This is a genomic window from Rhodococcus sp. IEGM 1406, from assembly GCF_030056745.1.
GTDB lineage: Bacteria > Actinomycetota > Actinomycetes > Mycobacteriales > Mycobacteriaceae > Rhodococcus_F > Rhodococcus_F erythropolis.
The window spans coordinates 130,120-144,838 of record NZ_JASHKO010000002.1; the positions used below are offsets into that span (position 1 = coordinate 130,120).

The 14,719-nt window shown below is 64.6% G+C and carries 13 protein-coding genes and 1 riboswitch; of the genes, 2 read left to right on the forward strand and 11 right to left on the reverse strand.

The genetic code is table 11. The annotated features are described in order from the left end of the window. Positions 1-45 precede the first annotated feature (45 nt). From QM596_RS10070 to cobG, 7 genes are all read right to left on the reverse strand, one after another. Entirely contained in the window at positions 46-378 is a 333-nt protein-coding gene (locus QM596_RS10070; RefSeq protein WP_037119480.1) for a type II toxin-antitoxin system HicB family antitoxin, read from the reverse strand. After that, positions 375-626 carry a hypothetical protein gene (locus QM596_RS10075; protein ID WP_283308863.1) on the reverse strand — a complete coding sequence of 84 codons (252 nt, stop codon included), beginning with the start codon at positions 624-626 and terminating at the stop codon, positions 375-377. Before QM596_RS10075 ends, QM596_RS10070 begins: the two co-directional genes overlap by 4 nt. Positions 627-731: 105 nt before the next feature. Next, complete coding sequence (locus tag QM596_RS10080; RefSeq protein ID WP_283308865.1) at positions 732-1,136, reverse strand: nuclear transport factor 2 family protein; 405 nt, start codon at positions 1,134-1,136, stop codon at positions 732-734. Continuing rightward, on the reverse strand, positions 1,133-1,492 hold the full coding sequence (locus QM596_RS10085; RefSeq protein WP_078377497.1) for an HNH endonuclease: 360 nt from the start codon (positions 1,490-1,492) through the stop codon (positions 1,133-1,135). Before QM596_RS10085 ends, QM596_RS10080 begins: the two co-directional genes overlap by 4 nt. A 26-nt stretch (positions 1,493-1,518) precedes the next feature. Beyond that, a complete protein-coding gene (cobJ, locus tag QM596_RS10090; protein ID WP_283308866.1) occupies positions 1,519-3,006 on the reverse strand; it encodes a precorrin-3B C(17)-methyltransferase in 1,488 nt (495 codons plus the stop codon). Beyond that, positions 3,003-3,629, reverse strand: a complete 627-nt coding sequence (locus tag QM596_RS10095) for a precorrin-8X methylmutase (RefSeq protein WP_007729839.1) — start codon at positions 3,627-3,629, stop codon at positions 3,003-3,005. The genes cobJ and QM596_RS10095 overlap by 4 nt, the downstream gene beginning before the upstream one ends. Positions 3,630-3,648: 19 nt before the next feature. After that, a complete protein-coding gene (gene cobG, locus QM596_RS10100) occupies positions 3,649-4,791 on the reverse strand; it encodes a precorrin-3B synthase (RefSeq protein ID WP_029255379.1) in 1,143 nt (380 codons plus the stop codon). Between the two features lie 51 nt (positions 4,792-4,842). After that, a riboswitch (cobalamin riboswitch) is annotated at positions 4,843-4,975 on the forward strand. A gap of 39 nt (positions 4,976-5,014) precedes the next feature. Between cobG and cobN the strand changes: the two genes are divergently transcribed. Further along, positions 5,015-8,635, forward strand: a complete 3,621-nt coding sequence (gene cobN / locus QM596_RS10105) for a cobaltochelatase subunit CobN (RefSeq protein WP_283308867.1) — start codon at positions 5,015-5,017, stop codon at positions 8,633-8,635. 36 nt (positions 8,636-8,671) lie between these two features. On the opposite strand, the gene QM596_RS10110 is transcribed toward cobN, so the two are convergent. After that, positions 8,672-10,312: a GMC oxidoreductase gene (locus QM596_RS10110; protein ID WP_483633442.1), complete on the reverse strand. Its 1,641-nt coding sequence runs from the start codon at positions 10,310-10,312 to the stop codon at positions 8,672-8,674. Positions 10,313-10,530: 218 nt separating this feature from the next. Here QM596_RS10110 and QM596_RS10115 point away from each other — a divergent pair, with 218 nt between their 5' ends. Next, positions 10,531-10,911 carry a PPOX class F420-dependent oxidoreductase gene (locus tag QM596_RS10115; protein ID WP_029255376.1) on the forward strand — a complete coding sequence of 127 codons (381 nt, stop codon included), beginning with the start codon at positions 10,531-10,533 and terminating at the stop codon, positions 10,909-10,911. A gap of 5 nt (positions 10,912-10,916) precedes the next feature. Here the strand turns inward: QM596_RS10115 and QM596_RS10120 are convergent, their stop codons facing one another. From QM596_RS10120 to QM596_RS10130, 3 genes are read right to left on the reverse strand one after another with little or no spacing between them, the layout of a single operon-like run. Next, positions 10,917-11,822 carry an epimerase gene (locus QM596_RS10120; RefSeq protein ID WP_256064484.1) on the reverse strand — a complete coding sequence of 302 codons (906 nt, stop codon included), beginning with the start codon at positions 11,820-11,822 and terminating at the stop codon, positions 10,917-10,919. Next, positions 11,822-13,180, reverse strand: a complete 1,359-nt coding sequence (locus QM596_RS10125) for a metallopeptidase TldD-related protein (RefSeq protein WP_256064489.1) — start codon at positions 13,178-13,180, stop codon at positions 11,822-11,824. The genes QM596_RS10120 and QM596_RS10125 overlap by 1 nt, the downstream gene beginning before the upstream one ends. Beyond that, complete coding sequence (locus tag QM596_RS10130) at positions 13,177-14,697, reverse strand: TldD/PmbA family protein (protein ID WP_197942234.1); 1,521 nt, start codon at positions 14,695-14,697, stop codon at positions 13,177-13,179. Before QM596_RS10130 ends, QM596_RS10125 begins: the two co-directional genes overlap by 4 nt. Positions 14,698-14,719 lie beyond the last annotated feature (22 nt).

Below are 14,719 nucleotides of genomic sequence, written 5' to 3' on the forward strand. Positions count from 1 at the left end.
GCTTGGGCTTACTGCGAGATCGACGTTCCCTCGATGCCCCGTTGATTACGCGGACGCGAGACGTTCGGAGACCAACGCGTTGAGGGAAACCCCTTCCTCGGCGGCTGCTCGTGCCAGCTTGCGGTGCAAAGTCGGGGTGATCCGGACCTGGAACTTGCCCGAATATCCGCGCTCGCTCAGCGGTTCGGGGATCCGCTCACCTGTCTCTGCCATGTCCGCGAGCGTCTCGGCCACCGCTGTACGGATGCCGTCGAGGGCGGCTGCTTGAGTATCCGCGAGCCACGACAGGCCAGGGAACTCCGTGCAGGTTCCCAGGAACTCTCCGTCGGGTTCGTACCACTCGACTCGGTATGTGTAGTGCTCCACTGCGGGGATCACGGCGATTCTCCTTCCATGCGTTCGATTGCTGCCAGAATTTGCCCTACCTGGTACTGCTTGGCCTTACCGCCCGAACCCTTTTGAATGTTGATGCGTGGTCCCGGCCACGGTGTCTGGAACTTGGCGTGAGACCCGGCGTTCTGCCTGGCCTGACCGAAGACATCGATGCAGAGTGCGAACAGTTCGTCGTAGGTGACGTTCTGCGGCGCGGTCCGCATTTGCGCGAGCAGCTTGTCTCTCTTCCCCATGCAATATTGATACTGCATCTAGTATCACCGTGGGTCAGCGGAGTGCGCAAGGTGTAAGTGCCCACACTGTGCAATTCTCTCTCCCGAGGCGGAGTCGGGAGCTGTTCACGCTTCCAGACCACTTTCGACGACTGTGCCTTGATGAAACAACACGCTCCATCGATTCTCGGTGAACCGCCAGATGGATGATCGCTCGGTAACCCGATGCGCCTGCGCCAGCCGGTACGTCACCAGATACGTGTCAGGCGCGATCCTGCTCAGTGCTGGCCGGTCAACCCTCCACCCGAGTTCGGCGGCGTCGTTCACTTCGCCGCGGAGTCGCCGGCCCGCGACTACCGACTGCGCGTAGTCGCGGGTGTATCGAGCGCCGGAGGCTCCGATCTCCCGGAACTCCGGGTCGACCACCGCATCGAACTCGTCTCGTGACATCGCTACTCGAGTTCGGTGAAACAGAGGTTCGAACTGCATCAACTCGTCGAGGATCGGGCGCAACTCGTCCGGGGTCGTCACGACTGCTCCGAGAACTGCGCCCTCATCTCGATACCTATCTCCGCGTGTCGCAGGAGGAAGGCCTTCTCGTCATACCCCTTGCGCCGCAACCAGAGAGTGACCTCGCTGTTGCATTTGCTTGCATTGCACGAGCGGCACGCCGGTGCGATGTTGTCGAGCGTGTAGCGCCCACCGCGGGAGATCGCCAGCACACAGTCACGCTGCGGCGACTCGTCCGGCTCACCGCAGTACGCGCAGCCACCCCAGGCCGCTTTGAGCGCGGACCACTGCTCGACGGACAGGTCGTGCTCCACCAGATCCATTCGGCGTTTGCGTTTGCGCGCGTATCTGGCTTTCCGGGTCCGGTTGACGGGCATGACGCCATGCTATCGCCGAGTGGTGGTTACTCCGGGTAGCGCCGCGGGGTGAACACCTGACGGCCCGAACCGGTTTCGACGACCGTGGTCATCGACGATCCAACGATCAGCAGAGTCCGCATGTCGATTTCGGAAGGCTCGAGCTCGCCGAGGGTTACGACGCGAACTGATTCCTCGGCGCCGGCAACGTCGCGCCCGATGACAACAGGAGTCTCGGGGGAGCGGTGCTCGAGCACGAGGTCTTTCATGGCTTGGACCTGCCACGTCCGGGACTTCGACGCCGGGTTGTAGACCGCAAATGCCATGTCTGCGGCTGCAACTGCCGAGATACGGCGAGCGACGATATCCCACGGCTTGAGGCGATCGGACAACGAGAGCACCGCATAGTCGTGCCCGAGGGGAGCGCCGACGCGACTGGCGACAGCATTTGCCGCCGTCATACCGGGAAGGATGCGTACCGGGACGTCGCGCCACTGGTCTTCGGCGGCAACTTCGAGAACTGCTGCAGCCATGGCGAATACGCCGGGATCTCCCGACGAGACGACAGCTACACGGGCGCCGTTCTTCGCCAGGTCCAACGCCATCGCGGCGCGTTCCGCTTCGACGCGGTTGTCGCTGGAATGGCGCCGCTGGCCCGGACGCGTCGGCACGCGATCGACGTACGGGCCGTAGCCGACGAGGTCGGTGGCCAACGAAAGCTCATGCGCCACTTCAGGTGTGGTCCAGGCGGTGTCGCCCGGCCCGAGTCCGACCACGACCACCTCGCCGCGGGATTCGGTTGCAGGTCGAGGGTTGTTCGACGGGCTCGGAACGATGGCGATCGAGAAGTACGGAACTCCGTCCGGGTCGACCTCGGCAGCGGATTCGACGCGTTGACGTGTGGTGCTCGCGCGCTCGACGTAGTGCGCTTCATCCAAGCGGCCTGAATCCTCGAGCGATTGCAGGACCGGGGGGAACGTGCGTCCGAGCTTGAGGATGGCAGCGGCGTCGGTTTCCTTGAGCCGCCTGGTCAGCTCGGCTTGCGGCAACGTTCCGGGCAGGATCGTCAGGATTTCTTCACCCTCGACCAGCGGCTTTCCGAGTGCAGCAGATGCCGCGCTGACGGAGGTGACACCGGGAATCACCTCGGCGTCGAAGCGATCGGCCAGCCTCTTGTGCATGTGCATGTAGGAGCTGTAGAAGAGCGGATCGCCGGCGGCGAGCAACGCGACGGTTCGACCGGCCGCGAGGTGAACTGCCAGCCGTGCGGCAGCCGCTTCGTAGAATTCGTCCATCGCGCCCTGGTATCCGCCGGGATGATCAACGGTCTCGGTGGTCACGGGGTAGACGAGGTGTTCTTCGATCTGTCCTTCGCGCATGTACGGCGCTGCAACTCCGCGGGAGATGCTCTTGCCGTGCCTCGCGGAGTGGAACGCAACCACATCGGCCTCGCCGATGACGCGGGCGGCCTTGACGGTCACCAATTCGGGATCGCCGGGGCCGATACCGACACCCCAGAGCTTGCCTGCACTCATTCGACTTCGCTCGCAATCGCATTGACGACGGCCGCGGTGATCGCGCTGCCGCCGCGTCGGCCGCGGAGAACGAGATGATCGATCCCGCTGGCGTGTTCGATGAGGGCTTCCTTCGACTCGGCAGCGCCGATGAAGCCGACCGGACCTCCGACGATGGCGGCCGGACGGGGTGCGCCAGCTTCGATGAGGTTCAGGAGATGGAACAGTGCGGTGGGTGCGTTTCCGATCGCGACAACAGCGCCCTCGAGCTTGGCTCCCCACAGTTCGAGAGCAGCCGCCGAGCGAGTGTTGTCGATGGTCGACGCCAGCACGGGAACCCGCGGATCGCCGAGGGTGCAGATGACGTCGTTACCGGCGGGCAGACGCTTGCGCGTGATGCCGGCAGCCACCATCTGGGCGTCGCAGAAAATCGGCGCGCCGTCGCGCAGAGCTGCGCGCGCAGCCGAGACGACACCGGGTGTGAAGGCGACGTCGTCGACGAGATCGACCTGGCCACTTGCATGAATCATGCGCACTACAGCTTGCGAGACATCCGCCGGGAAACGGCTCAGGTCGGCTTCGGCCCGAATGGTGGCAAAGGACTGGCGATAGATTTCCGCGCCGTCACGGATGTACTCGATCATGTGCCACACGATAGAGGCATCACCGATCGGCCGGATTCACCCGGTAACCGTCACCCGTCGCAATCACATCCGCTACGTCCCCGCGGGGACGTCCGCAGCTGCGGTCGCACCCGGCCCAGTGCTGGCGCCCGACGACGGGCAGTTCTGCCTGCTCGACGGCGGTGATTGCGTCGGTGCGCACATCGGCGAGCGACTTCTCGCATCCCGGGCTTCCGGTGCAGGCGGTGACGTCGAGCCACGGTGAGTTCTCGTCGAAGATCAACCCCATCGGCGCCAACACCCGGACTACCTGCTCGGCAGCCCATTCGTCGAGGTCGAAGATGTGCACCGATCGCCACGGCGTCACGACAACGGGCTTGTCGACGGCGGCCAGGAACTCGGCCAGCCGAGCGTCCAGCAGCCCGAATCGCAAGCCTCCGCCCAGGGCTACGGTCCCGTCGCGCTGCTCGAGCCAGCCGATGGTGGGCCGTGCATCCGGCGTGAGGTCCGCAGCACCGGTGGACTCGGCGCTCAGACCCAGCTGCTCGAGGGTGCGTTCGATACCGTCCGGAACCTCGGCCAGGCGCCAGTGCTTGTCGCGGACGTCGAGGAATGATCGAGCCGCCTCGAGGAGCAATTCGACGGCGTCATCCGCCTGGACGCGGTGAGTGGTGTGGTGACCGGCGAGCACCAGTGAATGCTCGGTGGCGCTGCGCGCATGGAGCCCGAAATCGCCCCGTAGCCCGGTGATGTCTCCGCGCCCGTCGTCAAGGGTGAACAGCGTTCGCCCTGGCAGATCCGCCAATGCCTGATCCGCTTGGATCGCCGAATCGAGCCGATGGACCAGTTCACGAATGTCGGCGACGCCCCCGATACGGCCGGACAGTGGGGACGCGAGGATGTTGCGCACTCGCTCGTGCGTCGCGGACGGCAGCAGGCCGGCCGAAGCGATTCGCGACGCGAAGGCTTCGGGGTCCGAGACCGAGCGCAGTTGGACGTTGCCCCTCGAGGTGAGTTCCATCTGCCCGTTGCCGAGATCGCGCGCTGCGTCGGCGAGCGTCTGCAATTGGACCGGGGTGAGGAGTCCGCCGGGTAGGCGCACGCGTGCCAGTGCGCCGTCGGCGGCGTGGTGAACTTGCAGTGCACCCGGGCACGCGTCTGGCTGTGAACGGTCCGTGGGCATGGCTCCAGGGTACGACCTGTCATGAGTGCCTTCTGCGGACCGGTAGCATCACCACCACCAGTGACGGCAGTTGAGGAAACCGGTGAAAGTCCGGTGCGGTCGCGCCACTGTGAGTGTTGCTCGAGCGGGACGTGTTTCCGCTCGGAAACACGAGTCAGACCCTCAACCGCCGTCGATGACAGATCTGTGCCACGGGGCGCGAAACCCCAGGAAGGCTTCACCCGTGATTCTTCTGCTCTCCACGTCCGACACCGATCTGCTGAGCGCTCGCGCCAGCCAGGAAGCCGGCGACGGCGTCTCCTATCGCTGGGCCAACCCCTCACGCTTGCTGGTCTCGGAGGACTTGCCGCCCTTGCTCGACGGCGTCGACCTCGTGATCGTTCGTATCCTCGGCAGCCGTCGCAGCTGGGAAGACGGCCTGGACATGGTCCTCGCCTCCGGACTCCCCGTAGTCGTTCTCGGCGGCGAGCACGCGCCGGATGCCGACCTCATGGAGTGCTCGACGGTCTCCGCCGGCGTTGCTGCCGAGGCGCACAACTACCTGGCTGAGGGTGGCACGCAGAATCTGGCACAGCTGCACCACTTCCTCTCCGACACCGTCCTGCTCACCGGTCACGGTTTCGAGCCGCCGGCTCACCTGCCTTCCTGGGGAATCGCTGATTTCGCGCCCGATCTCGACTCGGCGAGCGGTCCCGTCATCGCAGTGCTGTACTACCGCGCCCAGCATTTGGCCGGAAACACCCGGTATATCCAGGCGTTGTGCGACGCGGTCGCCGAGGCCGGTGGCACCGCGCTCCCGATCTACTGCGCATCTCTGCGAACCGCAGAAGCCGAACTTTTGAGCACGCTCCGCCGCGCCGACGCCATGGTCGTGACAGTTCTTGCTGCCGGCGGCACCAAGCCCGCCACCGCGTCCGCTGGTGGGGACGACGAAGCCTGGGACGTCGCCGCACTCGCTGCACTCGACGTCCCGATCCTGCAGGGGCTGTGCCTGACCAGTAGCCGCGCCACCTGGGACGAGAACGACGACGGACTGTCGCCTCTCGACGTCGCGACGCAGGTGGCGGTGCCGGAGTTCGACGGTCGCATCATCACCGTCCCGTTCTCCTTCAAGGAAATCGACTCCGACGGGCTGTCCACGTACGTCCCCGATGTCGAGCGCGCTGCCCGTGTCGCCGGCATCGCTGTCCGTCACGGCAAGCTTCGCCACATTCCGACCACCCAGCGTCGCGTTGCTCTGATGCTCTCGGCGTACCCGACCAAGCACGCCCGTATCGGCAACGCCGTCGGCCTCGACACTCCGGCGAGCGCAATCGATCTGCTCACCGAAATGCGTTCTGCCGGTTACGACCTCGGTCCGGTCGACGGCCCTGACGCAGTTCCCGGCCTGGCAGCCAAGGACGGCGATGCGCTGATCCACGCCCTGATCGCGGCCGGCGGCCAGGATCCCGACTGGCTCACTGCCGAGCAGCTAGAGGGCAATCCGATCCGCATCTCGGCAGCGAAGTACCGCGACTGGTTCGCCACCCTGCCCGAGGAACTGCGCAGCGGTGTCGAAGAACACTGGGGTGCAGCGCCCGGCGAGCTGTACGTCGATCGCTCGCAGGATCCGGACGGCGAAATCGTCATCGCGGCACTGCGATTCAACAACATCGTGCTCATGGTCCAGCCGCCGCGGGGATTCGGTGAGAAGCCCGTCGCGATCTACCACGACCCGGATCTGCCGCCGAGCCACCACTACCTCGCGGCCTACCGCTGGATCGCTGCCACCCCGGACAACGGCGGATTCGGCGCCGACGCCGTTGTGCACCTCGGCAAGCACGGCAACCTCGAATGGTTGCCGGGCAAGACACTCGGCATGTCCAGCAATTGCGGCACCGACGCAGCGCTCGGCGACCTGCCGCTGATCTACCCGTTCCTGGTCAACGACCCTGGCGAAGGAACACAGGCCAAGCGTCGTGCTCACGCGACGCTCGTCGATCATCTGATCCCGCCGATGGCCCGTGCCGAAAGCTACGGCGACATCTCCCGCCTCGAGCAACTGCTCGACGAGCACTCCAACATTTCCGCACTCGATCCGTCCAAGCTCCCGGCTATTCGCCAGCAGATCTGGACACTGATGCGTGCCGCCAAGATGGACCACGACCTCGGCCTCGCCGAGCGGCCTGAAGAAGACGTGTTCGACGACATGCTCCTGCACGTCGACGGTTGGCTGTGCGAGATCAAGGACGTCCAGATCCGCGACGGTCTGCACATTCTCGGCCGTGCACCCCAGGGCGACGCCGAAATCGAACTGGTCCTCGCCATGCTGCGTGCCCGTCAGATGTGGGGCGGCGAACAGAGCGTCCCCGGTTTGCGTGAAGCACTCGGGCTCAGCGAAGACGGCGACGAGTCGCGCAGCCGTGTCGACGACGTCGAGGAAAAGGCGCACGCTCTGGTTCGCGGCATGTACGACGCCGATTGGAACCCCGCTGCGGCAGAACAACTCAGCGACGACGAGACCGTCGTGAAGATCCTGCAGTTCGCGGCCACCGAAGTGGTTCCGCGTCTGCGGCAGACGGACAACGAGATCAAGCAGGTCCTGCACGCGCTCGACGGCGGATTCATCGCCGCGGGTCCGAGCGGTTCGCCGCTGCGCGGCCTGATCAACGTTCTTCCCACTGGTCGTAACTTCTACTCCGTCGACCCCAAGGCAGTTCCTTCACGTCTGGCGTGGGAGACCGGTCAGGCGATGGCCGAGTCGCTCGCCGCTCGCTATCTCGCCGATCACGGCGAATACCCGCGCTCGGTGGGTCTGTCGGTGTGGGGAACCGCCGCCATGCGTACCTCCGGCGACGACATCGCCGAAGTGTTCGCGCTCCTCGGTGTTCGCCCCGTCTGGGACGAAGCAAGCCGACGCGTCGTCAACCTCGAAGTCATCGATCTCGAAGAACTCGGCCGCCCGCGCATCGACGTCACCGTCCGCATCTCCGGATTCTTCCGTGATGCGTTCCCGCACGTGCTCGCACTGCTCGACGACGCCGTTCAGCTGGTCGCGGCACTGGACGAGACGGACGAGCAGAACTACGTGCGCGCCCACTCACAGGCCGACCTTGCCGAGCACGGCGACGCCAGGCGTGCGACCACCCGTATCTTCGGTTCGAAGCCCGGAACCTACGGCGCCGGACTGCTGCAACTCATCGACTCCAAGACCTGGCGCGGTGACGACGACCTCGCCGAGGTGTACACCAACTGGGGCGGCTTCGCGTACGGCCGTGGGCTCGACGGAATCCCGGCAGCCGACGACATGCGCAGTGCTTACCGTCGAATCAACGTGGCGGCCAAGAACACCGACACACGTGAGCACGACATCGCCGATTCGGACGACTACTTCCAGTACCACGGCGGCATGGTTGCCACCGTGCGCGCGCTGACCGGAAAGTCGCCCGAGGCATATATCGGCGACAGCACTAGGCCGGAATCGGTTCGCACACGCACACTTTCGGAAGAGACCGCACGTGTCTTCCGGGCGCGCGTGGTCAATCCCCGCTGGCTCGACGCGATGCGCCGTCATGGGTACAAGGGTGCCTTCGAGATGGCGGCCACGGTCGACTACCTCTTCGGGTACGACGCCACCACCAACGTGGTCGCGGACTGGATGTACGAAAAGCTCGCCGAGACCTACGTTCTGGACGAGCAGAACCAGAAGTTCATGACGCAATCCAACCCGTGGGCACTACACGGAATCGCCGAGCGGCTCCTCGAAGCCGCCGAGCGCAACATGTGGGAGCACCCCGAGCAGAAGACACTCGACGGCTTGCGTCAGGTGTACCTCGAAACCGAAGGCGAACTCGAGGGGGAGTAAACCTCGATCACCGGCAGGTCCGGGCGCTGAAGTGCTTCAGCGTCCGGACTTGATGATCTGAGCGATGTTCCGCTCCGCCAGAGCAGTGATTGTCAGTGACGGATTGACGGTGCCGGTGCTGCCCGGAATAGCAGCGCCGTCCATCACGTACAGGCCGTCGTAGCCCTTGACTCGCCCGTAGCTGTCAGTGGCCTTGCCCAGAACCGCACCGCCGAGGGGATGCGCGGTGAACGAGGAATTGACGTCCTTCGCGAACGGCAAGGCGGACGGCAGCGTGGTGCCGGCGAAGGCCATCTTGTTCTGGACGGCGCGCAGGGCCTCGACGGTGGCGTCGTTGCCGTTCTTCGGCCAGTTCAGCACCACCCGATCGTTGCCCCCGTCGTAGGCGAAGTCGGCGCGCTGCGAATCGAGGGTCATACCCAAGGTTCCGAGCATGCCGATGTTGACGGGTAGGCCGGGGACGTACCAGTTTTCCAGGGAGAGTGGCATTCCCGACTCGTCGACGATGCGTGATGCCGACGGTGCGGCTTGCGCAGTGCCGTCACTGAAGCCGAACGAGCGCACCATCCCGGCGTCGCCGTTCGTTCCCCAGCCCTTACCGACGTGTTCGTTGAGGTTCGGCAGCGCGCCCGTCGCCTGGGCGCGTACCAACAGTTCGGACGTGCCGATCGAGCCGGCGCCGAGGAACAGACGGTCACAGGTAAGAGTCTTCCGGGCCAGAACGCCACCCGTCGGATCCGTCGATTCGACGTCGACGACGTAGCGTCCATCACGTTCGCGACTGATCGCGAGCACCTGATGTCCGTAACAGACGGTGGCTCGTCCGGTGGCTTCGGCGGCAGGAATGTAGTTCTGTGTGAGGTCGAACTTCGCGCCGTTGGAGTTACCCATGTTGCTGTCACCGACAGTGGCCGAGGCTCGGGTTCGGCCGTCGAGTTCTGAGCGCACCACGTCCCAGTTCCAGATCCCGTCGATCCGCTGCGGATCGAATCCGGCACGACGAGCGTCCTGATCCCAACGACGCGAGTGGCCGAAATTCGGGGTTTGGTAAATGTCTTCGGGCAACGGGCTCAGACGCAGCATCTGGCGCACCTTGGGGTACCAGGTGGACGCCATCTCGTCGTAATCGAGGGAGTTGCCGAAGACTGCGTCGAAGAATCGGCGCTCGGGCGCGATCATCACGCCGGTGAAGATGATGGAACCACCGCCGACTGCAGCGCCGCGCCAGACCGAGATGTGTTCGTAGTCGGTGGCATCGAGGACGCCGCTGAAGTAGTCGCACACCACCGGGAGTCCGGTGAGGTTGGTGAACGATGTGCGCCGGAAAACTCCGCGGCCGTCGGCCAGCATGTCGGAGGTGTGAATCTCCCGCTGCGGATCATGCGGCCATCGGAGTCCGCGTTCGAGGATGGTGACCTGGGTGCCGCTCTGCGCCAACCGGAGAGCGGTCGCGCTGGCGCCGAAACCTGACCCGATGACGATGGCTTCGGAATGTTCCGGGGGAGTGGGCGAGGGTACGAACAACTCGGGGACGAGTGCGCGGTAGTGATCGGCACCCATCGGTAGCGCACGAAGAGGCGCGGGGGCGGCGTGGCTGATCGAGGTCGACATGAGCGGTGTCGCGGCTGCAACTGCTGCCCCCACTCCGGCCGCTTTGAAAAAGTCACGACGCTGCATGTCACGACGCTGCATGTGTTTGTTCGACTCCCCAGTTCGACGATTTGCCTCAGAATAACTCGAGATGGAGGTTGGGGACGAAACGGCATGTTGGATGTGCGCAGAAACCGGATAAAACGTGCATAAGTGGCATGTTTCAGCCGATTGTGGAAGGTCGCCGGATAGTCGCCGAGGCTCATCGGTGTCCAGTGAGAGGTTCCCGCCCCTATCCTCGAGGAGTGAACTCCGACTTCAAGCGCGTCTCCGAGGCCAAGTACGTCCTACTCACGACCTTCCGCAAGGACGGAACGCCGGTGGCGACGCCGCTCTGGGCCGCGCCGGACGGCGACAAGCTCCTGATGTGGACCGTCACCGATTCCTACAAGGTCAAGCGCATCAAGCGAAACCCCTCGGTCACAGTCGCCGCGTGTGACGCGCGGGGAAATCCGAAGGGTGAACCGGTTGCCGCCGTCGCCGAGATCCTCGACGCGCCGGGCACCGATCATGCTCGCGACGCGATCGCGCGTCGCTACGGAATCCTTGGCTGGATCACCATGAAAGGCAGTCTCCTGCGCCGCGGCAAGACCGGAACGATCGGACTTGCCATCACTGCAGCTTGACCGCGTCAGTTGCCGAGCAGATCGTCCAACGCTGAATCGAACCGCGGATAGGTGAAGGGGAAGCCGTTGTCCGTCAGCACTTTCGACACGGCGTGACGACCCGTCAGGCCCAAGGCAGCGTCGCTGCGCAGCAGGAACGCGCCGAATCTGACCATGACAGCGGGCGTCGGCGGTGCAGGTGGCCGGTGAAGGTGCTTGCGCAGCCCGGCCATCAGTTCTGAATTGCGGACGGGATCCGGGGCAGTCGCGATGACCACGCCCGAGGCAGCCGAATCGGGTTCGAGGGTCCAACGAACGATCGACAGCCAGTCGTCGATGTGAATCCAACTTGTCCATTGTCGACCTGACGCAACGCGTCCGCCCAGACCGAGACGTACGAGCAACAGGAGTCGCTCTAGCGCCGGTGTGCCCTTCTCCAATACGACGCTGGTTCGCAGGATCACTACTCGTGACGTGTTTGCTCCCTCGACCGCTGCCTCCCAGTCCTTTGCGACGTCGGTCATCTGAGGTGGTCCGTCAGCGAGTGGGGAAGCCTCGTCGAGTCGGGTCTCTCCGGCGTCGCCGTAGATTGCGAGCGTGCTCGCTTGGATCCACACCGGAACAGGGTGCGCCAGTAGTTTCGACGCTTCGACCAGCGCGCGGGTCGGACCGACTCGGGAGTTGGTGAGCAGTGCGATGTTTGCCGGGGTGGGTCGGCGATCGACCAACTCGCCGGCCAGATTGATCACCGCGGCGCCGTCGAGTTCTCCTGCCCAGTCGCCGACCGTGACACCGTCCCACTGAACCTGCCTGTGCCCGCCGGGTTTCGGTGACCGAGTCAGGACCACGACGTCATACCCACGGTCGGCGAGATCGTCGCTGATTCGGCGGCCGAGAGCGCCGGTGCCGCCGGCGATCACGACCTTCGTCATCACTGCGCCTGGCTGACCGAGGACATGCGGAAGTCGGGAATCCGCATGGGCGGCATGGCCGTGCGGGTGAACCAGTCTTTCCACTCGCGGGGAAGCGTGATCTCGGTGCGTCCAGCCTCGGTGACCCGCCGCAGGAGATCGAGCGGGCTCTCGTTGAAACGGAAGTTGTTGACGGCGCCGACGATCTTGCCGTCCTCGATCAAATACACCCCGTCACGGGTGAGTCCGGTCAACAGCAGCGTCGTCGGATCCACCTCACGGATGTACCAGAGGGTTGTGAGCAGTAGCCCCTTCTCGGTACCTGCGATCATGTCCTCGATCGAGGTGTCGTCACCACCGGTCAGGATGAGATTGTCGCCGGGAACTGCGACAGGTCGACCGAATTCTCGTGCAGCGTGGCGCGGGTACGCCAGTGCATTGACGACGCCGTCTCGGACCCAGTCGACGGGTTCGATCTCCATACCGTTGTCGAACAGTGAGACGGATTCACTCGACGACGTCGTGATCACGAACGGCGCGGACTGCAAGCCCTCGGCGCGGGGGTCGGAGGTGAGTGTCAGTGGCAATCCGAGCTTCTCGCCGATCCGGGTACCACCGGTGGTGGAAAGTGCGGTGTGGCCCTCTTCGGCGCCGCGCCCCTCCATGGTCCACATCAGATAGATCATCAGGTCCGCGACAGCCGAAGGCGGAAGAATCGTCTCGTAGCGGCCGGCGGGCAGACTGACCGAATTTTCCGCCCAATCGAGTCGAGTGGTCAACTGCGACAAAAGGTTCGGCGCTGAAATGTCAGTGAAATCGACAGTTCCGGATCCGACCCAGGCGCTGGCGTCGCCGCGCTTGCCGTTGATCTCCACGGAGCCGGTGGCCTGAGCCGTTCTACGTCGCACGCCCGTCGAAGTTCCGAGCCAGGTGGTGTGCAACTGGTGGTGAGCGAAGCCGAACAACTGGTCATCACCGTCGAAGGCCGTGGACAGGTCGGCAGCCAACTGCGCAAAGACACCGATGTCGGTCAGGGCGGCCGGCAGGTCCCAGTCGGTCTCTGCCGCCGACTGCGTGATCAGGTCGGACGCGTCGTCAGCCGGAGTGGCTGTGCGCGCAGCCTGTTCGCTTGCCTGTACGAGTGCGGAAATCTGCTCCGGATCGACACTGCTGGAACTGACAGTGCCCACCTTCGCGATGTCACCCTCGCGCACGATCGAGATCACCGTCCACGTCCGGGACAGCGAAACTCCGTTGGTGGTCATCGAATTGTTGGCCCACCGCAGCGACGCCTCACTCGCATCGGTCACGATCACCAACGATTCGTCTACCGTCCTCGCGGCCAATGCACGCTCGACGACCTGCTGCGGATCGATCACTGCTGAGCCTCCGAACGAGTATTGAGGATGTTGACTCCGCGGAACAGAGCGGACGGGCAGCCGTGGCTGACCGCCGCAACCTGACCGGGTTGCGCCTTGCCGCAGTTGAATGCGCCCTGCAGGCGCCAGGTCGACTCACCGCCAACGGCTTCCATCGAGCCCCAGAAATCCGTCGTCGTCGCCTGATACGCCACGTCACGCACCTGACCGTCGAGCTTTCCGTCACGGATCTTGAAGAACCGCTGACCGGTGAACTGGAAGTTGTAGCGCTGCATGTCGATCGACCAGGACTTGTCACCGACGACGTAGATGCCGTTCTCGACTCGCGAGATCAGGTCTGCGGTCGAGGTGTCCGTAGAAGGGTCGGGGGAGAGCGAGACGTTGGCCATTCGCTGGATGGGAACGTGATGTGCGGAGTCGGCGTACGAGCAGCCGTTGGAACGCGTCAGCCCCAGCCTCGGCGCGAACACGCGGTCTAGTTGATACCCGACCAGTGTTCCGTCTGCCACCAGATCCCACCGTTGAGAGGCGACGCCGTCGTCGTCGAATCCGACGCTGGCCAGGCCGTGCTCTTCGTTACGATCGGCGGTCACGTGCATGAGTGGCGTTCCGTATTTCAGCGTTCCCAGCTTGTCCGGCGTCGCGAACGACGTACCGGCGTAGGCCGCTTCGTAGCCGATCGCCCGGTCGTATTCGGTGGCGTGTCCGATGGATTCGTGGATCGTGAGCCACAGATTGGTCGGATCGATCACGAGGTCGGTCGGACCTGCTTCGACAGTGGGCGCCTTGGTCTTCTCGGCCAGCCACTCCGGGATCTGCGCGAGCTCTTCACCCCAGTTCCATGTGCTCTCCGCCCCGAGGTACTCCCATCCGCGACCTACCGGCGGCGCCAAGGTGCGCATCGATTCGAAGCTGCCGGCCGATTTGTCGACGGCGGTCGCCTCGAACTCGGGGTGCAGACGCACCCGTTGCTGGGTGATCGACGAACCGGCCAGATCCGCGTAGAAAGTCTGCTCCTTGACCTGGAGGACACTCGCCGTGACGTGATCCACACCGTCAGCGGCTTGAAGCCGTCCGGAGTAGTCGACCAGCAGCGCTACCTTGTCGGCCGTCGGTGTCGCGAAGGGATCTTCGAGGTACGGGGACACCCACGTCGCGTCGGCGTAGACGGGTTCGTCGGCGAGGGTGACCGGATCCCGATTGAGCGAGCGTAATGCCTTCGCAACCTCGACCGCTTGGCGTGCCAGCGCAGCCGCGACGTCAGGGGATACCTCGGCGTGCGAGGCGAATCCCCACGTGCCGTCGACGATCACACGGACGGCGACCCCGATCTCGTCTCCGTCGGACACCGCCTGAACTACGCCGTCGCGCAAGCGGATCGACTGTGTGAGCACGCGGTGGACACGAACATCGGCGTGCTGAGCGCCGGCTGTTCTCGCTGCCGACAGCGCCGCATCAGCGACAGCTCGCAGCGGGAGGGCGAGGAAATCTGCATCGACATCTCGGGTGACGGTCACGCACACGACGCTAGCCGACGAC

Coding starts and splice junctions, on each gene's coding strand:
- QM596_RS10075 (WP_283308863.1), bottom strand. CDS start 626: ATGGGGAAGAGAGACAAGCTGCTCGCGCAAATGCGGACCGCGCCGCAG.
- cobJ (WP_283308866.1), bottom strand. CDS start 3,006: ATGAGTGCAGGCAAGCTCTGGGGTGTCGGTATCGGCCCCGGCGATCCC.
- cobG (WP_029255379.1), bottom strand. CDS start 4,791: ATGCCCACGGACCGTTCACAGCCAGACGCGTGCCCGGGTGCACTGCAA.
- QM596_RS10085 (WP_078377497.1), bottom strand. CDS start 1,492: ATGCCCGTCAACCGGACCCGGAAAGCCAGATACGCGCGCAAACGCAAA.
- QM596_RS10095 (WP_007729839.1), bottom strand. CDS start 3,629: ATGATCGAGTACATCCGTGACGGCGCGGAAATCTATCGCCAGTCCTTT.
- QM596_RS10120 (WP_256064484.1), bottom strand. CDS start 11,822: ATGACGAAGGTCGTGATCGCCGGCGGCACCGGCGCTCTCGGCCGCCGA.
- QM596_RS10110 (WP_483633442.1), bottom strand. CDS start 10,312: ATGCAGCGTCGTGACTTTTTCAAAGCGGCCGGAGTGGGGGCAGCAGTT.